Here is a 20,439-nt window from a genome sequence, read left to right as displayed (position 1 = left end):
AAAATCCATAATCGAAGCGTAATCTACATTTCCGCGCAAGTTTGGGGATTTTCTCAGAAGAAATTATCATTTTTTAGCAAAAGGATCCAGTCTTGACCTTTTTGTTACTTTTTGTGTCAAGACAAAAAGTAAAAGAATAAAGAAAATATTTTCTAAAAGTGATTTCGACAGGCTCAATCACCATCCTCAAGCTCAACCAACCAACCAACCAACCACCCCAAACCCCTCTAAAACCCGAACAAAATAACCCCCATCCAAAAAGAACTCAAAATAATAAAAACCATCCCATTAAGTTTCAGTACTTTTGCAAATCGATAATAAAGCAGAAGATAAAATCCTGACTCTAAACAGAAATCATCATTATGCTTTTCAGATAGACCTTTAAATCAGGCTTCTATGCCTTTATAGTATGCAGCATAAAATTACAGTATTAGGATTAGGTTATGTGGGATTACCACTCGCACGATTATTCGCGACCCAATTTCCAGTCGTTGGTTTTGATATCAACCAAGCGCGGGTTCAGGAATTAACAAACGGACATGATGATACCTTAGAAGTATCAGATGACCTCTTAAAATCTGCCCTCGTTACGACCAATCCTACCAGAGAGGAGAAAGGGCTGTACTGCTCTTATGAGCTTCAAGACATTGCAGATTCAAATATCTACATCATCACCGTACCTACACCAGTCGACAAAAACAACCGTCCTGTTTTGACTCCTTTAATTAAAGCGAGTGAAACGGTTGGGAAAGTATTGAAAAAAGGAGATATCGTCATTTACGAATCTACCGTTTATCCGGGAGCTACTGAGGAAGATTGTATTCCCGTTGTGGAAAAAGTTTCAGGCTTAAAATTCAATGTTGATTTCTTTGCCGGTTATTCCCCCGAACGAATTAATCCAGGAGATAAAGAACATACCGTAGAAAAAATTCTAAAAGTGACCTCAGGTTCAACGCCTGAAATTGGAATCGTGGTGAACGATATTTATAAAGCCGTCATTACGGCTGGAACGCATTTAGCGCCAACCATCAAAGTAGCCGAAGCGGCGAAAGTCATTGAAAACTCGCAGCGAGATATCAATATTGCCTTTGTGAATGAACTGGCTAAGATCTTTAACTTAATGGATATCGATACCCACGATGTCTTAGAAGCAGCTGGTACGAAATGGAATTTTCTTCCTTTCAAGCCAGGTTTGGTGGGTGGACACTGCATCGGCGTAGATCCTTACTATCTGGCTCAAAAAGCCCAGGAATATGGCTACCATCCCGAAATTATATTGGCTGGGCGTAGGCTCAATGATTCGATGGGTCAATATGTGGCTTCCCAAGTGATTAAAACCATGATTAAAAAAGACATTGCGGTTAATAATGCCAAGATCTTAATGCTGGGAATTACTTTTAAAGAAAATTGCCCCGATGTTCGCAATACGAAAATTGTAGATGTGATTTCTGCTTTGGAAGATTATGGGACGAATGTAATGGTTTATGATCCCTGGGCAAATACCTCGGAAGTACATCGTGAATATGGTATTGTAAGCACTTCAGAGATCCCGACCGATAAATTTGACGCCATTGTTTTAGGCGTTGCGCATAAAGAGTTTTTAGAGTTGGATTTAGAGCCGCTTAAAAACGACCAAGCAATTGTTTACGACGTGAAAGGCATACTTGAATATAGTGATTCTAAACTATAATTAAAATATGAAAATCGCAATTGTTGGAACTGGATATGTCGGATTATCGAATGCAGTATTATTGGCACAACACAATGAGGTGGTTGCCTTGGATATTGTACCTGAAAAGGTCAATATGCTTAACCAAAAAAAATCTCCCATTGAGGATGTAGAAATTATTGATTTCTTAGCACATAAGGAATTAAACTTTCGAGCGACTCTTGATCAACAAAATGCTTTTCGAAATGCAGCTTATGTGATTGTTGCCACACCGACTGATTATGATCCAACGACCAATTATTTTAATACCGAAACCGTAGAGTCTGTTGTTCTTTCAGTCAAGGAGATTAATCCCGACGCAGTGGTGGTGATTAAATCCACTGTGCCCGTTGGATTTACAGAGTCATTGAAAAAGAAATTCAATTTTCAAAATATTATTTTCTCTCCAGAATTTTTAAGAGAGGGAAAAGCACTTTACGACAATTTGTATCCTTCCAGAATTATTATTGGCGAACAAAGCGAACGTGCAGAAGTATTTGCCGACTTATTAAAAGAAGGAGCGATAAAGAAGGATATTGAAACTTTATTTACCAATACTACGGAAGCGGAAGCCATTAAGCTTTTCTCCAATACCTATCTGGCCATGCGAGTTGCTTATTTTAATGAATTAGATTCTTATGCTCAAATTCATGAATTGGATAGTAAGCAAATTATTGAAGGGGTAAGTCTCGATCCTCGCATAGGTTCACACTATAATAACCCTTCTTTTGGTTATGGCGGCTATTGTTTGCCAAAAGATACCAAGCAGTTATTGGCAAATTACGATACCGTTCCTAATAATATTATCCGGGCGATTGTCGATGCGAACCGTACCCGGAAAGATTTTATTGCCGATTCGATATTGGCGAAAAATCCGAAGAAAGTAGGAGTGTACCGACTCATTATGAAGTCGGGCTCAGATAATTTTAGAGCTTCAGCGATGCAGGGAATTATGAAACGGCTGAAAGCCAAAGGGGTAGAAGTAGTCGTTTATGAACCCGTTTTAGAAGAAGAACTGTTCTTTGGGTCGAGGGTAGAAAAAGATCTGGAATTATTTAAAAGCGAATGTGACATCATTATTACGAATCGCTCCACCCCAGATTTAGAAGAGGTCAAGGATAAAGTATATACGCGCGATTTATTTGGAAGTGATTAAAAATTATTTCCCATTATCAATAGAAAATAAGACTTGAAAGAGTTTTAATGGAAGTTAAGTCATAAAAAAGAAAATGAAAATATTAGTAACAGGTGCAGCAGGTTTTATCGGGTATCACTTATGTGAAAAATTAATTGCGTTAGGACATACCGTGATAGGACTAGATAATATTAATGATTATTATGACGTCAATTTGAAGTTTGCCCGACTGAACAAGTTAGGAATCTCAAAGAACGATATTTCTTATAATAAAGTTATTGAAAGTTCCCTTCATGGGCAGCAATTCGAATTCATCAAAATGAATTTAGAAGATCAGGAAAACCTACCCCTTCTTTTTGCAGCACATGATTTTGAAGTCGTTTGCAATTTGGCCGCTCAAGCTGGAGTTCGCTACAGCATCGAGCAACCAATGAAATATATAGAAAGCAATATTATCGGTTTTGTTAATTTACTGGAATGCACTAGAAACTACAACGTAAAAAAACTAGTATATGCCAGTAGTTCAAGTGTTTATGGCTTGAATGATAAAGTGCCTTTCTCTACTGGTGACAATGTAGACCAACCAATCAGCATGTATGCAGCCACCAAAAAAAGCAATGAATTAATGGCGCATACTTACAGCCATTTATTCGGCATAGAAACAATTGGTTTACGATTTTTCACGGTATATGGACCTTGGGGTCGACCCGATATGGCCATGTTTTTATTTACAGATGCGATCTTACATGACAAGCCGATCAAAGTATTTAACGAGGGGAACTTATCCCGGGACTTTACCTATATTCATGATATTGTAAATGGAGTTGTAAAAACCATTGAAGAAGGAAGTAAGGATAATGCTTTTTATAAACTCTATAATATAGGAAATGGTAATCCAGTAAAGTTAAATGACTTTATTACAGAAATAGAAGCGGTAACAGGAAAACAGGCAGACCGTATAATGATGCCTATGCAGCCAGGCGATGTAGAAAACACTTTTGCTGATGTGGAAGGATTAAAAAGGGATTACAACTATTTACCGAATACGAATATAACAGTTGGTGTAAGAGAATTTGTTGCCTGGTATAAGGAATTTTATAAAATCAATTAAACATATTGAAATGCGAGCAAAAATAATAAATCTACCTAAAATAATAGATCCACGAGGAAATCTGTCATTTTTTGAGCATCCCAATCAGCTTCCTTTCGAGATTGCTAGAACGTACTGGATTTATGATGTTCCTGGGGGCGAGCGTAGAGGAAGTCATGCTTTTAAAGAGCAGCAAGAATTTATTATTGCCCTCTCCGGAAGTTTTGATGTAGTTCTGCACGATGGCCAAAATGAACAGAAATTTACCTTAAACCGTTCTTACTACGGTTTGTATATCCCGAAGATGTTGTGGAGGACTTTAGAAAATTTTTCTACCAACTCATTAGCATTGATTGTTTCTGATAAAAGCTATGACGGTAATGATTATATCAGAGATTTTGAGGAATTTAAAAATCTTAGAAATGAAAAATAAACCCAACGTTTTTGAATGTTCCGTCGTAGATTTGGGCAAAATAAATTTCAGTGAAGGTAATCTCACTGTTATTGAAAATAATTCCCAATTTCCTTTTAAGGTAAAGCGGGTATTTTATTTATACGATATTGCCGGTGGTGAAAGCCGTGGCGCACATGCCCATAAAGAATGCCACCAGTTTCTTATTGCCGCGTCTGGCAGTTTTGAAGTTTCTTTGAATGATGGTGAATTTAAGCGTCAGATTTTTTTGAACCGACCAGATATGGGATTGCATATACCACCTGGCGTGTGGGCTTCGGAAGTTAACTTTTCTTCAGGTGCAATTTGCTTGGTGTTAGCTTCTCATACTTATAATGAAGCGGATTATATTAGAGAATATGATGATTTTTTAAATTATATCAATGAGTAAGATTCATCCTTTGTCCGATGTCCAGAGTCAAAATATTGGCAAAGACACTTTTGTTTGGCAATACACCGTTATCTTAAAAGAAGCAGTGATTGGTGGCAATTGCAATATTAACTGTCAGGTTTTTATTGAAAACGACGTCATTATTGGCGATAACGTAACTGTAAAACCAGGCGTGCAGATTTGGGATGGTTTACGAATTGAAGACCATGTTTTTATTGGTCCTAATGTTACCTTTACCAACGATCGATATCCTCGTTCAAAACAATATCCTGATGAATTTCAACAAACAATTATTAAAAAAGGCGCAAGTATTGGCGCTAACGCAACCATTTTAGGTGGACTAACAATTGGTGAAAATGCGCTTGTCGGAGCAGGAAGTGTTGTGACTAAAGACGTGCCTTCAAATGAATTATGGGTGGGTAATCCTGCCCGCAAAATTAGAAATATAGAAAAATGATTAAGTTTTTAGATTTACAGAAAATTAATATAGCCCATCAGCAGGAAATTGAAGAGAAACTACTTGAAGTCTTCCGCAGTGGTTGGTATCTTCTGGGTAGTGAAGTGAAAAATTTTGAAAGCAATCTAGCCAATTATATTGGCTCTCCTAATGCAATCGGAGTTGCTAATGGTTTGGATGCACTTCGATTAATTTTCAAAGCTTACTTAGAGTTGGGTCAGTTAAAAGTAGGAGATGAAGTAATTGTTCCTGCCAATACCTATATCGCTTCAATTTTAGCCATCACTGATAATCGCTTAAAACCCGTTTTTGCTGAGCCTGAAATCGGAAATTACAATTTGGATATTTCTAAATTGGAAGCCTTGATTACATCAAAAACCAAAGCTATTATGGTGGTTCATCTATATGGGCAGATTTGCTGGTCTAAAGATCTTGAAGCTTTGGCGAAAAAATACAATCTGAAAATTATCGAAGATAATGCCCAGTCCATCGGTGCAGAATGGAACGGTATCAGATCTGGAAATCTTGGTGATGCCGCTGGATTTAGTTTTTATCCCGGTAAAAACTTAGGAGCCTTAGGAGATGGCGGTGCGGTAACTTGTAAAGATGCCCTTTTAGCAAAAACAATTAGAACCTTAGCCAATTATGGTTCAGAAGAAAAATATATCAATAAGTATCAAGGATTAAATAGCCGTTTAGATGAAATACAAGGCGCGGTATTGGCTGTAAAATTAAAATATATTGATGCGGATAATGACAAAAGACGGCAAATCGCAGAGAAGTATAGTTCAGAAATCACTAACCCTAAAATCATCTTGCCAAAATTTCCTGAGCAATCAGAAAATCATGTTTGGCATCTCTTCGTAATCAGAACAGAAAAAAGAGATGAACTTCAAAAATATCTTTTAGAAAATGGCGTACAGACTTTAATTCATTATCCTATTCCTCCACATAAACAGAAAGCTTATAAATATTACAATCACCTAAATTTTCCTATTACAGAAGAAATTCATCGCGAAGTGTTAAGCTTGCCGATAAGCCCGGTTATGGACGAATATGATATAACTGCAATTGTAAAAGCTATAAATTCATTATAAATAGTAGATGAAAGAACAGCAGTCATCTTATAGGCAAGTAATGAAAGCCACTTCTATTTTTGGCGGAGCGCAGGTTTTTCTAATAATAATTGGAATTATTCGCTCCAAATTCATTGCGGTTTTATTAGGTCCTTTGGGTATGGGAATTGCTGGTTTATTAACAACAACCATCGGTTTTATAGCTGCTTTAACTAATTTTGGCCTTTCTACAAGTGCAGTAAAAGACATAGCCGAAGCACATAATTCTGGAGATGAAGAACGTTTACGTACCGTTTCAACCGTTTTCAAACGCTGGGTTTGGGTCACGGGATTAGTCGGTGCCATTTTAACCGCTGCCTTATCTCCGTGGTTAAGTGAACTTACTTTTGGAAACCGAAAATATACGTTTGCTTTCATTTGGATTTCTGTTACACTCTTACTAAATCAAATTAGTTCGGGACAAGGCGTAATGTTACGTGGTATGCGAAAGATTGGCTACATGGCTAAATCAAGCATGATAGGAAGTGTAATTGGTCTATTTACTACGATTCCATTATACTACATTTATGGAATAAAAGGTATTGTCCCAGCTATTATTATTTCCGCAATCACCTCATTAGTACTTACATGGTATTTTGCTAGAAAATTGAATATCAAACCCATATTCGTTTCCAAATCGGAAACTCTTACCGAAGGCAAAGGAATGCTTAAAATGGGTTTTATGATTAGTTTGAGCGGATTAATAACCGTTGGTGCGTCCTACATTGTACGTGTGTTCATTAGCAATCAAGGTGGCATCGAGCAAGTAGGACTTTACACAGCAGGATTTGCGATTATCAATTCTTATGTCGGAATGATTTTCACAGCTATGGCCGCCGATTATTATCCCAGACTATCTGCGGTCTCAAATAGCAATTCAGACAGTAAAGGAGTCATTAATCAACAAGCTGAAATCTCCTTGCTTATTATCGCACCCATTATAATTGTCTTTTTGGTTTTTATCAATTGGGTAGTAATATTGTTGTACTCCAAACAGTTTTTACCTGTCACAGATATGCTTTACTGGGCGGCTTTGGGAATGCTTTTCAAAGCTGGAAGTTGGTCCATCGGATTTATATTTTTGGCGAAAGGAAAAAGTCAACTCTTTTTTTGGAACGAATTGATTGCGAACATCTATTTATTAGGATTAAATCTTTTAGGGTATTATTTGTTAGGATTAACCGGATTAGGTTTGTCCTTTTTAGTGGGTTATCTGCTTTATTTTATCCAAGTATATTGGGTAGCAAAAGTGAAGTTTGAATTTTCATTTGACATAGGTTTTATAAGAATATTTAGTGTTCAAGTGATTCTTGCTATGATGTGTTATCTGAGTATGCAATTTTTGACAATATATTGGGCATATGGAGTGGGCGCGATTTTGATAGTAATCTCAACTTGGTATTCTTTCAACGAATTGGATAAAAGAATGGATGTTCAATCCGTTTTAGTGAGTTTAAAAACCAAATTTAAAAAATAAGAAGTTTTGACAAGTAGTGAAAAAAAGTATCCGTTATTATCGTTAATTATTTTTGTTTACAACCAACAAGATTTAATTACAGAAAGTTTAGATGGAGTTTATCTGCAAGAATATCCTAATTTAGAGATAATTATTTCGGACGATTGCTCAACAGATAACTCTTTTAAAGTCATAGAAAATTATGTAGCAACACATAAATTACTAGCTAATCATAAAATTATTCTTAATAGAAATGAAAAGAATTTAGGGCTTGTTAAACATGTTGAACATGTGGTCAAAAATATTTCTAAAGGAGAACTTATCATTGTAGGAGCCGGAGATGATATAGCGCTTAAAAACAGAGTGAAAGTTATTTATGAAGCATGGAATCATTATGAAAGAAAACCAAAACTAATAACTACCAAATTCATTAAATTTGAGAATTTAAATTCTATTAAAGATTCTATTCCAATCCAAGATTTTGATGAAAGTCTCAGCTCTTTAGACACGAATGAATTGAGTTATTTCATCCGATTCTTAATGGGTGGAGCAGGATGCACGTTTGCGTACAGTCGTGAGGTATTTAACGAATTCCCATCTTTAGAAATTAACAATATAGAGGATAGAAACCTTGCCATACGAGCAAAGATTTTAGGTGAGATATTATATTTAAATATTCCAACTGTACTTTATAGAGTTGGGAATGGTGTGACCTCTTCAATAACAAATGAAACTGAGTTTAGATTATTTAAATGTAAAAATGCACACTCAATATTCTCACAAGTAATTAAAGATACCAATTATTCCAAATTAGTAGATAAAAAAAGTAAGAGAAAAATTAAAAAAGTATGTTTATCGAGCATGAAATTTTACCGTCTTGCACAACAATACTATACGTTAAAAGGTGCGAAAAAGTTAATGATGAAACTTAGAATACTTTTAACTACATATCCAAAGTTGTCTGCTGGTATATTTTTAGTAAAATAAAAGAATATCTCTTAAATTATAAAACACTACTTTTTATTAAAATTATATAAAATAACAGAATGCGTTTATCCATCCTAATCGCCGCTTACAATGTAGAATTGTATATAAAGAAATGCATTGAATCCTGTTACGATGAAGCAGTAGCTTCTAACTATGAAATCATTGTAGTGAATGACGGTTCTACTGATATCACCCAAACTCTAGTTGAACAATTGGTTTCAGAAATACCCAATCTTCATCTCATTAACAAGACAAACGAAGGTTTAGGAGCTGCACGTAACACAGGAATTGCAGCAGCAAAAGGAGACTATGTTTGGATGATCGATGGCGATGATTTTATAGACACAAATAAATTACCTTTGTTAATAAAAGAATTGCACACCAATGATTTTGATATTTTGTGTATGAACTATAATGTTACAAACAAAGACGGTATAGTTTCAAGCATCGCATATCCAAGTGATAAGAATACCGAGGTGTATCCTGCAACAGTATATTACCAAAAATTTAAAGCAAATAGTTACACGTGGCAATATATATTTAAAAAGTCAATTTTCATTGAAAACAACTTGCTTTTTATGCCCTCGATTAATATGCAGGATTCAGAAATTTTTCCAAGGATTATTTATTATTCTTCTACGGTGAAGTATATTGATATTATTGGGTATAATTATGTTCAGCATCCAAACTCTTTTACAAATGTTACCAATTTTAAGAAACGATTCCGCTATTTTGAATCAATCGTAACTGTAAATAAATCATTAGAACAATTTAAAAATAATATTCGGAATGATAATGCAGATTTAGCAAAAGCTATTCAAGATAAACAGCAGTCTTTACACCAGATTATCTTTAATCATCTTGTCTTTTTTAAGTATTCTTCTAAAGATTTAAAAGTTATCGTAACATATTTAAATAAAAATGGTTTTTATCCAGTGCAATTTAAGCCATCAACAAAACTACAAGCGGTAAAAATCGGACTTAATCATTTTCCGATACTGACTAAAAAGATAATTGATACTTTACGAAAATAATGGATAATAAAAGAATAACAATCTTAGATGGCTTTCGAGTAATTGCTATTATAGTAGTACTTCTCTTTCATTTTTATACTTTTTTTCAAGATGACAAATATCTGTACAATTTTGGCTTCACAAATTTGTTTTCTTTTGGAAAACTAGGTGTTGAATTCTTCTTTATAATTTCTGGATTTGTCATTTCGTTAACTTTAACCAAGTGTTCTAATTTTGTTGAATTTTTAAAAAAGCGATTTTTACGACTGATTCCGGCCATGCTTGTCTGTTCAATTATCACTTTTGCAATAATGAGAACTTTTGATAGTAATTTACTTTTCGCGAAATCTCATTCTTTTTCTAATCTCTTACTATCAAACACTTTCATAAGTCCAGAATTAATTAATAATATATTTCAAACTAAATATAACTATATAGATGGCGCTTACTGGTCACTTTGGGTAGAAATAAACTTTTATATTGTAATCGGAATAGTGTATTTCTGTAATAAGAATAAATTACTACAAAACTTTTCGATAGTTTCTCTACTGTTGACGTTAATTTACTTCTTATTTACTTCAAAATTAGGCGGAGATATAATAAGTCCTATCATTGGTGAGTCATTATTTGTAGCAGGAAAAAATATAATTAAATTGTTGAATTTGGTAGCCTATTCTAATTGGTTTCTATTAGGAATAATACTATATAATCTATATCACAAAAAATTGTTAAGATATTATATTTACTTTACAATTGTATTTGTTTTACAAATAATATTAATTCAAAATACTGTGCAAAATATTCTTTTTTTGGTCTTTATATACTCATTACTTATGCTATTTATTTACAAGCCAAATAAAATCAGATTTTTAGGAAATACATTCATTAGTAAATTAGGTGTAGTCTCTTATTCTGTTTATCTTATACATGGGCACATTGGCGTTTTAGTGATAAATAAATTTTCATGGATTTTGGGTAACTATAACTGGATTATTGGTGTTGTCTTAATTGGATTATTCTTCTTATTTGGTATATTTTCATATAAATTTTTAGAAAAGCCAATTAGTACGATATTAAAAAAAATTATGTTTCGATAATGCAGAGAGCTCTACGAAATACTACTCAATTTAAATCAATTTTCATATACACGATGCCATTGCTGCAATAAATAATTATGAAATTCAGATACGACATTAGTTTTCTAAGAGCATTCTCTGTTATCGCAGTGATGTTCTTTCATTTTAAGATCCCATTTTTTACAGGTGGGTTTCTTGGAGTTGATGTGTTTTTCGTAATTTCAGGTTTTCTGATGACGCAAATCGTTTTACGAAAATTTGAAACTGATTCTTTTTCCGTGCTGGAATTTTATAAAAAAAGAGTTTTACGAATTATACCCGCACTGCAGTTCTTATTATGGTTTGTGTTATTGGCATCTATGGTTGTGCTCTTACAACCTGACATTGCGCTTAATGCTAAATATAGTGCTTTAGCAAGTGTATTTGTCTCGAATATTTATTTCTGGAAGTATGTTAACTATTTTACTTCTGGGGATAATATTTTACTGCACACTTGGACTTTGGGAGTCGAATGGCAGTTCTACCTATTGTATCCTCTTTTGCTACTGTTACTGAAAAATTATTTTAAAACACGCAGACAATTGTTTTCAAGTATAATAGTCAGCGTTACCTTATTTTCATTGTGTTTGATGTTGTATTTGTATAAAAGCGATAATAATTTTACTTTTTATATGTTACCAACACGCTTCTGGGAACTAAGTGTAGGTGGCTGTGCCTATTTAGCGAGTTCAAAAATCAATTTAACAAAAACGGTAAAAAATAATCTAGTAGCTGGTTCCATCGTAATTTTGATAGGTGCTGTATATTTAATTTCAGAGAAAGTATTGTGGCCTTCTTGGTACACATTAATACCTGTATTGGCAACGGTAGCTATCTTAACATTAAATGCAGATCTTAAAATCTTCCAAAATAAATTCATTAATTTTTTGGGAAACATCTCCTATTCACTTTATCTATGGCATTGGGTATGGTATGTCTTGCTAAATAATTTCGGATATGCTTCTGGCAAATACGTAGTTATTTTAATCTTACTATCAGTTTTTTCTGCGTTTATATCGTACCGATTTGTAGAAAATAATAAAAGAATTGCCACACTAAAATATATTTCAATTTCTATGGTTGCTATATTAGCAACATGTGCAGTTCTTTATAAATATCCATCTAATTTTCTAACACAAAAGATATCGTTATATAATAATAAAAACTACGAGATTGGTAATTTTAAGGGCGAGTATATCAAAAATTCTAAAGATGCGCAGTTCAATCCTTGCAATTGTTTTATTACCAATAATCAGGAATTGAAAGAGTACGATTTTAGCAATTGTTTAGAAATTAATGCAAATAAGCCAAATGTTCTATTGCTTGGAGATAGCCATGCAGCACAATTTTCTGCAAGTCTGCGGCATTTAAAGCAATATAATATTATGGAAGCAAGTGCAGGCTATGCTTTCCCATTAATAGAGACCAGAGGTAAGAAAGACTCACAGCTACTGATGAACTATATTTACGGAAAGTTCTTACCTCTAAATAGTAAGAAAATTGATTTAGTTATTATATCAGCTCATTGGTTGATGAAAGACAATGCTAATCTAAATTACACTTTAGATGAAATAAAACAACAGCTTCTACAAACGACTGCCTTTTTGAATCGTAATAAGATAAAATATTTAATTATTGGCCAAACGGAATACTATACTTTGGACTATCCACGAATTGTAATGCTTAAAAATTTAGGTAGAAATGAAAATGAATTTGTAAATGAAAAAGGTTTAGAAATGAATATCTTTCTAAAAAAGATAGTTCCTGCAGAGAACTACATTGATATTTATCGCTCATCCAACCTTATCCATTTTGATCAAAATAAAGAGATGCCATATATGTTCGATAGTAATCATTTCTCGTCATATGGTGCTGACCAAGTATTAGATAAAATTGTATTAGAGCGAATTATTGAAAAAATAAGAAAGTAAAACAAAGTACGAATATTACCAAATTATCAAAATATTTTGATCCCAATTACCCTCCAGAAATCCAATCAACTCAAATCAATAGCTATCCTAATGATGCTCTGTCTGCATCTATTCAATCAAAATTACCATGGCTTATTTCAACCTTTATTATTTATTGGAAATCAACCGTTATCCTATTATATTTCTTTATTTTCAGATGTCTGTGTTCCCATTTTTGCCTTTGTAAGTGGATATGGTTTATATTTTAGCTATTCTAATAATAAAGAGACTTATCTTGAGAAAAATACCGAACGAACGAAAAAATTGTATGTCAGATATTGGATAATTCTCTTGCTATTCGCGGTTTTCTTAGGTTGGTTACTAAACAAAGATGGCTATCCTGGCACTTGGCAAAAGTTTGTATTAAACCTAACCGGTTTACAAACTTCTTACAATGGTGCATGGTGGTTTTTTACTACTTATATATTATTTGTTTTTACCTCTAAATTTTGGTTTAAATTACTCGATCGAGCGAACCCCTATTTATATTTTGTTGGATTATTAATCTTGTATTTGGTCGGTTTCTACTTTAGGGTTTATAAATCCAACCTGTTTGAAAATGTGTATTCACATTGGTTGCATTCGCAAAGTGCCTTATACTTTTGTACCCTGTTTCAATTTATGGTAGGTGCTTTTGCTTTAAAATATAACTGGCATAAAAAAGTAACAAGCCTTTTTGCTATTGTTAAATATAAAAACGCAATAGTACTTTTCGGAATTATTTTGCTCATTGTGTTCCACGGCCTGATGCCTAACCTTATCATTGCTCCTCTCACTGCTGTCGGATTTATTTTTCTTTTTCTTCAACTGAAGTTTGGTCAACGAGTCGACAATAGTTTGGATTTCTTTACACCCCACGCAACCAATTTATGGCTTGTCCATATGTTCTTATATTTGATTTACTTTTAAAGACCTTATTTATGCACCTCAATATCCCATTTTAATATTTGTTTGGTTGGTCTTTTTGTGTATAGTAGCTTCTTACATAATCAATGCTATTTATAATAAAGTGTATTCCTATATAAAATAAAATTCCTACACCTCAATCTATGAAACTCCTCTACATTACCAACGGAATAACGGGTCCCGGCGGCCTCGAAAGGGTCTTATCCGTAAAAGCTTCATTGCTTGCTGACGATTTTGATTATGAAGTCAATATTTTGACTTTAAATGAAATGGATAAAGAATCTTTTTACACCTTTTCAACAAATGTAAGTCTACATTCTTTTCCAGTTTTCGGGAACCCTGTACAGTATTTCTCACAATATAAAAATGGAATTCAAAAGATTGTAAATCAAATTCAACCCGATATTATTTTAGTTTGTGATGATGGTTTAAAAGGTTTTTTCCTGCCAAGATTGATTCGGACCACTGCAAAATGGATTTATGAGCGTCACGTGTCGAAATTGATTGCGGCTAGAATAGGACAAGGTTTAATTAAAAGTCTATTAACTAGAGGTAAGTGGTTTTTAATGGAAAAACTTGGACAAGATTTTTCAAGATTCATTGTCTTAACCGAAGGCAATATAAACGAATGGAAGTCTCTAACTAATTTAGAAGTGATCCCCAATCCTTTATCTTTCTACCCAACCGAATCTTCATCGCTTACGCAGAAAACAGTAATTTGTGTTGGAAAGATTTCTTATCAAAAAGGACAGGATGTACTAGTGAAGGCTTGGAATCTTGTCTGGAATAAACATCCAGATTGGAAGTTGGAATTGTATGGGACTTCTAACGAAAACTTTTTGAATACTGAAGATCTCAAAAGAATAAACGTTTATCACTTTCCGCCAGAAATAAATATTTTGGAAAAATATCTAAATAGTTCCATTTATGTGATGTCGTCTCGTTTTGAGGGATTTGGGATGGTGTTGATTGAAGCGATGGCTTGCGGGGTACCATGTATATCTTTTGATTGTAATTATGGTCCATCCGATATTATCGAAAACAATGAAGATGGTCTATTAGTGGAAAAGGGTGAAATTGATGCTTTAGCTAATCATATTAATCAATTAATTGAAAGGGAAGAGTTGCGAAAGACAATGGGAAAAAAAGCAAAAGTAAATGTCCGAAGATTTGCACCTGCTGTTATCGTTTCGCAATGGGATCAATTATTTAAAGAAATAACTGCATGAAAATAGTATTCAATACCGATCAAATTTTTCTTCACGGTGGGATTGAAAAGGTGATGGCAACAAAAGCCAATTATTTGGCCAACCAAAATGATGTTAAAATCTTTATTGTTACGACCGAACAACTTGGCAATCCTCCTTGTTATCCTTTAGATCAAAAAATAATTTTGATCGATTTGGGTATTAATTATAACCGCGCCAAATCGTATTTCTCGCAGGAAAATCTTGGCAAAGCAAAACAGCATTTTATAAGACAAAGAAAATTATTCAAAGAGCTAAATCCTGATTTTATTATTTCTCCCAATTATAATTTTGATCACTACTGGCTGCCATTCATTAAAAATAAGGCAAAGGTGCTTAAAGAGCGACACGGATCACGCTTTTTTGAGACCCAACAGAGAAAAGATGCGTCGTTCGTTAAGCGTTTAAAATTCACTTTTAATGATTATATCGATGGATTATACGATTGTATTGTAGTTCTTAATAATGATGAGAAATCTTACGTACACACAAATAATACTGTCGTTATTCCAAACCCCACAGAATTATCATTGTTAAGGGCAGATTTAACACAGAAACAGGTGATCGCTGCCGGCCGTATTTCGCCAGTAAAAGCATTTGATCAGTTAATTGAAGTCTGGTCATTGGTCAATAAAGACTTTCCCGATTGGCAATTACATTTTTATGGGCAGGATTATTTAGATACTCAAAAAAAACTGGAGGAATTGGTAAAAAAACTCCAATTGCAAGCTGTAGTTCAATTTAAAGGAAGTGTCGATAATCTAACTGAAACCATGACCAATTATAGTATTTACGCCATGACTTCCGAAACAGAATGTTTTCCCATGGTTCTTTTAGAAGCATTTTCCGTTGGGTTACCTGTCATTTCCTACGATTGCCCAAATGGCCCTCGAAATATTCTAACGAACGGTGAAGATTCTATTCTCATCCCTGATAAAAATATACCTATTTTTGCAGCTAGATTAAAAGAGCTGATGCAAAATGAAAATCTACGCCAACAAATGGGCACAAAAGGCCTTGAAAATGTTCAGCGTTTCAGTCTTGAAAAAGTAATGCATCAATGGAAAGATTTGTTTAAATCACTGCTTTCTTGATTCTATAAAAACGTAAATATTATATTTATAACATCTAACATCTAACATCTAACATCTATTTAATTGTTCGACTGGATTCCTTTACAATATTATACTGCTATTCATTACCATGTGCTGTTGATGGTTGCTTTGTTGATCTTATTTCATGCCTACCATTTTGACATGAAAGATAACGAAAGTATTCAACTTTTCAATATTTTAGGTTATGCTGTAGTATTTGTTTTAATAATATATATGGGATTACGACAACCAAGCGGGATTTATTTTGGTGATTCTTCCAGTTATGCAAAGTTATTCAAAGGAATGCAAGAGGGGGCAACGGTGCAAATTAAAAAAGATTACATGTTCAACTATCTAACCAAGTGGTGTAGTAGTTTTATGAACCGTCCTGTTTATTTTCTATTTCTTAGTGTTTTATACACGATACCCTATTTATTATTTTCACGTAAATATTTTGGTCGGTATTGGTTCTTTGCTCTGTTTATGTTCATCGGTTCCTATTCGTTTTGGTCAGCAGGAACCAACGGCTTACGAAATGGTTTAGGTACTTCTTTCTTCATCATGGGACTTGCTGTGTATGACAAAAAATATTGGATGTATTTTTGGTTTTTGGCTGGTTATTTTATGCATGCCTCAGTTTTTATCCCAATTGTAGCTTTTATATTGTCAGGAATTTATAAAAATCCTAAAGTTTATGTGTACATCTGGTTAGCCGCAATTCCTTTATCATTGGTTGGCGGTAGTTTCTGGGCAAGTTTTTTTGGGGGATTAGGGTTTGAAGATCGTACCGCAGGTTATCTTACCAATACAGAAGGGAATCTCGAGCAGTTCTCACAAACAGGTTTCCGCTGGGATTTCTTATTGTACAGCGCTTCAGGAGTATTCTTTGGTTATTATTTTATTTTTAAAAAGAGAATTACCGATTCTTTTTATATCCATCTTTTTGGCGTGTATTGTATAGCGAACGCTTTTTGGATTCTCGTTATTACGGCTGCTTTCAGCAATCGTTTTGCCTATTTATCCTGGTTTTTAATCGCACCAGTTATTGCCTATCCAATGTTTCGTTATAAAATTTGGAAGAACCAATATAAAGTCTTCGGAATTATCCTGTTTGCTTATTTTATGTTTACTTATTTTATGAATGTTATTAAATGATTAAAAAACTTACAATATTTACTCCAACCTATAACCGTGCACATTTATTACCTCGGTTATATGCAAGTTTATGTCGTCAAACCTCAGAGGACTTTTGTTGGTTAATCGTCGACGATGGATCATCGGACGATACCGAAAATTTGATTAAAAGCTGGCAGCAAGAAGCTTCCATCGATATTCGATATTTCTATAAAGAAAATGGAGGGATGCACACCGGTCATAACTTAGCCTATGAAAAAATAGACACCGAATTAAATGTGTGTGTAGATTCTGACGATTATATGCCAGCTAATGCGGTAGAATTGATATTGAAAAAATGGGAAAATATAGAAGACAAAACGAAAATTGCTGGTATAGTTGGTTTAGATGCTGAAGAAAACGGCAAATTGATTGGGTCAGGCCTTCCTGATAATGTACAGCAAGGTTCTATAACAGATTTGTATTTCAAACATGGGGTTACGGGAGATAAAAAAATGATCATTAGAACTGACGTAGTGCGACAGTATCCTTCCTACCCGGAGTATAAAGGAGAGAAATTAGTTCCACTCGGAATTTTGTATATGATGATCGGCCAAGATTATGATTTTATTTACAGCAACGAAATTTATTGTATTGTTGAATATCAAGCAGAGGGTTCTTCAAATACTATTTTTAGACAATATAGACAGTCGCCACGAGGTTTTGCTTACGCAAGAATGATTGGAAAGAAATATACGCCAAGTCTTTTTAAGAATTTAATCCAATCTACTCATCTTGGCTCTTCAGCTATATTTTTAAGTGATTATTCTTTACTTTTAAAAGGATCAAAAGTGTATCAAAATCTTCTGACATTCCCTTTTGCTGTTCTTCTTAATCTTTACATCAAAAGAAAAATAAAATGAAAAAATTATATCGAAAATATATACAATTCCTAGAAAATTTTCCAGCTGATAATCATTATTTTAAAACTTGGGTAGCAGAGCACTATGTAATGAGAGGTAAGGAGAAGTTTATAAGTACTATAAAGTGGACAAAAGAACAACAATCGACATTCGATACTTTTTGGATTTCAAACTATAAAAAAATAACTAATAAAGGAAATAAATTTTATGAGGCGTTTAATGATCAATTTAACATAGAATATATATCTGATTTTTTATTTGCAACTAAAATTGAATCAAAATTAAATTCTTATAACTACTCCAAAATATTCAGCGACAAGGCTCTTTTAGATATCTTATATAAACATAGGTCTTGCGCACTTCTACCGGAGACGGTTATACTTAACTCTGAAGGTATTCTTTATAATGCAGATAGACATATAATCAATCAGGAAGATGCAAAGCAGTTATTACAAAAACAGCAAGTTGTTGTAATTAAACCGACGGTAGGTGGTAATTCGGGTAAGGGCATCATTTTAGCAAATTTAGATGAAGAAGGCCTTGATGTTAATCAAAATTTCAATATTTTAGATTTTTTTAGTGATGAGAACAAAAACTTTATTATTCAAAAAAAGATAGAACAATCAGGTGAATTAAATGAACTTTATCCAACATCAATCAATACCTTCAGAGTGATTACCTTTATTGCTAATGATAGTGTTCAATTAGCGCCAATAAGTCTGAGAATTGGTTGTGGTGGAAGTTTTTTAGATAATATTCATGCGGGTGGGATTACGGTAGGAGTCGATACAGATAATGGTTGTTTAATGAAAAAAGCGTATCAGTTAGGTTATACCAATACGAAGACAATAATGTTAAAACATCCGGATACCAATGTCATTTTTGAAAACTTTAAAATAACCGGCCTTGATAAAGTAATTACGGCTGCAAAAAGATTACACGAATTTACTCCAAATACTAGAATAATCTCGTGGGATTTTACGATTAATCATGATTATGAACCTCTTTTAATTGAAGCTAATTATTTAGGTCAATCTGCGTGGTTTAATCAAATAACAACTGGAAAAAGTCTATTTGGAAATCATATAACTTCTATTTTAAATTTATTAAAATGAAAGATCCCATTAGAATTTTACATGTAGTTACCCAGATGGGTGCAGGTGGTATAGAAAATATGTTAATGACTATCTATCGTAATATTGATCGTAGTAAAATTCAATTTGATTTCTTAGTTCAACGAGAAGAAAAAGGTTTTTTTGACGATGAAATATTATTGTTAGGTGGTAGAGTTTTTAAGATAATGCCATTATCGATTTCTAAGCTCTTTGCTTACCGAAAGCAATTGAATAATTTCTTTGTCACTCATAAGGAATATAAAATTGTACATTCACACATATCGGTATGGAGTTATTTAATTTTGAAATCTGCAAAAAGAAATAACATCCCCGCTCGCATAGCGCATTCGCATGAAACTCATGATTCTATTTGGGATCATAAATTATACCGCGTTCCTTTAATTTATTGTCTAAGACAAATAATTAATTCTCCAACAACACATCGATTTGCTTGTAGTACAAAAGCAGGTGAATGGTTGTTTGGCAAAAATAAAGATTTCGCTGTTGTAAATAATGCAATTGACACTTCGCTGTTTAGCTACGATCAGAAAAATGCTGAACAACAAAAATCAAGTTTAAATATTTACAACTCTCTTGTAATTGGGCATGTTGGTAATTTCTCAAAACCTAAAAATTATCCTTTTATTCTTAAAGTATTTAGTGAAATACTAAAAAAAAGAGTAGACGCAAAACTGTTATTGGTTGGCGACTATAAGAATAACTTAAATGTCAAAGAAGGAATTAAAGCTCTTGGTATTGAAAATGCTGTTATTTTTACAGGCCTTCGCTCAGATGTGTATAATATGTATCAAGTGATGGATGTATTTCTATTCCCTTCACATAATGAAGGTTTAGGAATCTCGCTAATTGAAGCGCAAGCAAGTGGGTTGAAAATTTTTGCTTCTGATACAATTCCCAATGAAGTATTGTTGACAAATGATTTAGAGTTTTTACCGCTCACCAAAACTGCAGAATATTGGGCTGCGCGTATTTTATTTTCAATTCCTTATGACCGGAAGGATAATATCGAGAAAATCAAAGTAAAAGGTTACGATATAAAAGAAAATGCCTGCAAACTGGAAGAGTTTTATCTTAATCTTCTTAATTCATAATTTTACTAAAAGGATGATGTCGATTTCCTATGTTTATACGA

Annotated in this window: 19 protein-coding genes; all 19 read left to right on the top strand. The window is 33.5% G+C overall.

What is annotated here, in order from left to right; translation table 11 throughout:
- Nucleotides 1-409: 409 nt before the first annotated feature.
- The 19 genes from BMX49_RS13385 (at nt 410) to BMX49_RS13295 (ending at nt 20,398) form a co-directional block, all read left to right on the top strand.
- On the top strand, nt 410-1,690 hold the full coding sequence (locus BMX49_RS13385) for a nucleotide sugar dehydrogenase (RefSeq protein ID WP_034719290.1): 1,281 nt from the start codon (nt 410-412) through the stop codon (nt 1,688-1,690).
- A gap of 7 nt (nt 1,691-1,697) precedes the next feature.
- Nucleotides 1,698-2,864 carry a nucleotide sugar dehydrogenase gene (locus tag BMX49_RS13380; RefSeq protein WP_034719293.1) on the top strand — a complete coding sequence of 389 codons (1,167 nt, stop codon included), beginning with the start codon at nt 1,698-1,700 and terminating at the stop codon, nt 2,862-2,864.
- Between the two features lie 73 nt (nt 2,865-2,937).
- On the top strand, nt 2,938-3,954 hold the full coding sequence (locus BMX49_RS13375; protein ID WP_034719295.1) for an NAD-dependent epimerase/dehydratase family protein: 1,017 nt from the start codon (nt 2,938-2,940) through the stop codon (nt 3,952-3,954).
- A 10-nt stretch (nt 3,955-3,964) separates the two neighbouring features.
- The gene (locus BMX49_RS13370) at nt 3,965-4,366 is read left to right on the top strand and encodes a sugar 3,4-ketoisomerase (protein WP_034721247.1); all 402 of its coding nucleotides are present in this window, start codon (nt 3,965-3,967) and stop codon (nt 4,364-4,366) included.
- Complete coding sequence (locus tag BMX49_RS13365) at nt 4,356-4,775, top strand: sugar 3,4-ketoisomerase (protein WP_034719297.1); 420 nt, start codon at nt 4,356-4,358, stop codon at nt 4,773-4,775. The genes BMX49_RS13370 and BMX49_RS13365 overlap by 11 nt, the downstream gene beginning before the upstream one ends.
- Complete coding sequence (locus BMX49_RS13360) at nt 4,768-5,232, top strand: acyltransferase (protein ID WP_034719299.1); 465 nt, start codon at nt 4,768-4,770, stop codon at nt 5,230-5,232. Before BMX49_RS13365 ends, BMX49_RS13360 begins: the two co-directional genes overlap by 8 nt.
- A complete protein-coding gene (locus BMX49_RS13355; protein WP_034719301.1) occupies nt 5,229-6,329 on the top strand; it encodes a DegT/DnrJ/EryC1/StrS family aminotransferase in 1,101 nt (366 codons plus the stop codon). The genes BMX49_RS13360 and BMX49_RS13355 overlap by 4 nt, the downstream gene beginning before the upstream one ends.
- A gap of 7 nt (nt 6,330-6,336) precedes the next feature.
- Nucleotides 6,337-7,824: an O-antigen translocase gene (locus BMX49_RS13350; RefSeq protein WP_034719304.1), complete on the top strand. Its 1,488-nt coding sequence runs from the start codon at nt 6,337-6,339 to the stop codon at nt 7,822-7,824.
- A gap of 6 nt (nt 7,825-7,830) precedes the next feature.
- Complete coding sequence (locus BMX49_RS13345) at nt 7,831-8,790, top strand: glycosyltransferase (protein WP_034719305.1); 960 nt, start codon at nt 7,831-7,833, stop codon at nt 8,788-8,790.
- A 59-nt stretch (nt 8,791-8,849) separates the two neighbouring features.
- Nucleotides 8,850-9,824 (top strand): glycosyltransferase family 2 protein, encoded by a 975-nt coding sequence (locus BMX49_RS13340; RefSeq protein ID WP_034719308.1) that lies wholly within the window; start codon nt 8,850-8,852, stop codon nt 9,822-9,824.
- Nucleotides 9,824-10,900 carry an acyltransferase family protein gene (locus tag BMX49_RS13335; protein ID WP_034719311.1) on the top strand — a complete coding sequence of 359 codons (1,077 nt, stop codon included), beginning with the start codon at nt 9,824-9,826 and terminating at the stop codon, nt 10,898-10,900. The genes BMX49_RS13340 and BMX49_RS13335 overlap by 1 nt, the downstream gene beginning before the upstream one ends.
- 77 nt (nt 10,901-10,977) lie before the next feature.
- Nucleotides 10,978-12,849 carry an acyltransferase family protein gene (locus BMX49_RS13330; protein WP_051803723.1) on the top strand — a complete coding sequence of 624 codons (1,872 nt, stop codon included), beginning with the start codon at nt 10,978-10,980 and terminating at the stop codon, nt 12,847-12,849.
- 36 nt (nt 12,850-12,885) lie between these two features.
- On the top strand, nt 12,886-13,797 hold the full coding sequence (locus tag BMX49_RS13325) for an acyltransferase family protein (protein WP_034719313.1): 912 nt from the start codon (nt 12,886-12,888) through the stop codon (nt 13,795-13,797).
- Between the two features lie 140 nt (nt 13,798-13,937).
- Entirely contained in the window at nt 13,938-15,023 is a 1,086-nt protein-coding gene (locus BMX49_RS13320; RefSeq protein ID WP_034719316.1) for a glycosyltransferase family 4 protein, read from the top strand.
- Nucleotides 15,020-16,135 carry a glycosyltransferase family 4 protein gene (locus tag BMX49_RS13315; RefSeq protein WP_034719319.1) on the top strand — a complete coding sequence of 372 codons (1,116 nt, stop codon included), beginning with the start codon at nt 15,020-15,022 and terminating at the stop codon, nt 16,133-16,135. Before BMX49_RS13320 ends, BMX49_RS13315 begins: the two co-directional genes overlap by 4 nt.
- A 63-nt stretch (nt 16,136-16,198) precedes the next feature.
- Nucleotides 16,199-17,290, top strand: coding sequence for an EpsG family protein (locus BMX49_RS13310; protein ID WP_034719321.1), 1,092 nt, complete (start codon nt 16,199-16,201; stop codon nt 17,288-17,290).
- Complete coding sequence (locus tag BMX49_RS13305; protein WP_034719323.1) at nt 17,287-18,171, top strand: glycosyltransferase family 2 protein; 885 nt, start codon at nt 17,287-17,289, stop codon at nt 18,169-18,171. Before BMX49_RS13310 ends, BMX49_RS13305 begins: the two co-directional genes overlap by 4 nt.
- Nucleotides 18,168-19,286 carry a sugar-transfer associated ATP-grasp domain-containing protein gene (locus tag BMX49_RS13300; protein ID WP_034719325.1) on the top strand — a complete coding sequence of 373 codons (1,119 nt, stop codon included), beginning with the start codon at nt 18,168-18,170 and terminating at the stop codon, nt 19,284-19,286. Before BMX49_RS13305 ends, BMX49_RS13300 begins: the two co-directional genes overlap by 4 nt.
- Nucleotides 19,283-20,398: a glycosyltransferase family 1 protein gene (locus BMX49_RS13295; protein ID WP_034719328.1), complete on the top strand. Its 1,116-nt coding sequence runs from the start codon at nt 19,283-19,285 to the stop codon at nt 20,396-20,398. The genes BMX49_RS13300 and BMX49_RS13295 overlap by 4 nt, the downstream gene beginning before the upstream one ends.
- Nucleotides 20,399-20,439: the final 41 nt, after the last annotated feature.

It is taken from the genome of Kaistella antarctica (assembly GCF_900109615.1).
Classification (GTDB): Bacteria; Bacteroidota; Bacteroidia; order Flavobacteriales; family Weeksellaceae; genus Kaistella; species Kaistella antarctica.
Note: the sequence above shows the minus strand (reverse complement) of the source record. Positions and strands in the feature narration are given on the sequence as shown.

Bases quoted from the DNA above. Each gene is read 5' to 3' on its own strand.
- BMX49_RS13385 (WP_034719290.1), top strand. From the start codon at position 410: ATGCAGCATAAAATTACAGTATTAGGATTAGGTTATGTGGGATTACCA.
- BMX49_RS13380 (WP_034719293.1), top strand. From the start codon at position 1,698: ATGAAAATCGCAATTGTTGGAACTGGATATGTCGGATTATCGAATGCA.
- BMX49_RS13375 (WP_034719295.1), top strand. From the start codon at position 2,938: ATGAAAATATTAGTAACAGGTGCAGCAGGTTTTATCGGGTATCACTTA.
- BMX49_RS13370 (WP_034721247.1), top strand. From the start codon at position 3,965: ATGCGAGCAAAAATAATAAATCTACCTAAAATAATAGATCCACGAGGA.
- BMX49_RS13365 (WP_034719297.1), top strand. From the start codon at position 4,356: ATGAAAAATAAACCCAACGTTTTTGAATGTTCCGTCGTAGATTTGGGC.
- BMX49_RS13360 (WP_034719299.1), top strand. From the start codon at position 4,768: ATGAGTAAGATTCATCCTTTGTCCGATGTCCAGAGTCAAAATATTGGC.
- BMX49_RS13355 (WP_034719301.1), top strand. From the start codon at position 5,229: ATGATTAAGTTTTTAGATTTACAGAAAATTAATATAGCCCATCAGCAG.
- BMX49_RS13350 (WP_034719304.1), top strand. From the start codon at position 6,337: ATGAAAGAACAGCAGTCATCTTATAGGCAAGTAATGAAAGCCACTTCT.
- BMX49_RS13340 (WP_034719308.1), top strand. From the start codon at position 8,850: ATGCGTTTATCCATCCTAATCGCCGCTTACAATGTAGAATTGTATATA.
- BMX49_RS13335 (WP_034719311.1), top strand. From the start codon at position 9,824: ATGGATAATAAAAGAATAACAATCTTAGATGGCTTTCGAGTAATTGCT.
- BMX49_RS13330 (WP_051803723.1), top strand. From the start codon at position 10,978: ATGAAATTCAGATACGACATTAGTTTTCTAAGAGCATTCTCTGTTATC.
- BMX49_RS13320 (WP_034719316.1), top strand. From the start codon at position 13,938: ATGAAACTCCTCTACATTACCAACGGAATAACGGGTCCCGGCGGCCTC.
- BMX49_RS13315 (WP_034719319.1), top strand. From the start codon at position 15,020: ATGAAAATAGTATTCAATACCGATCAAATTTTTCTTCACGGTGGGATT.
- BMX49_RS13305 (WP_034719323.1), top strand. From the start codon at position 17,287: ATGATTAAAAAACTTACAATATTTACTCCAACCTATAACCGTGCACAT.
- BMX49_RS13300 (WP_034719325.1), top strand. From the start codon at position 18,168: ATGAAAAAATTATATCGAAAATATATACAATTCCTAGAAAATTTTCCA.
- BMX49_RS13295 (WP_034719328.1), top strand. From the start codon at position 19,283: ATGAAAGATCCCATTAGAATTTTACATGTAGTTACCCAGATGGGTGCA.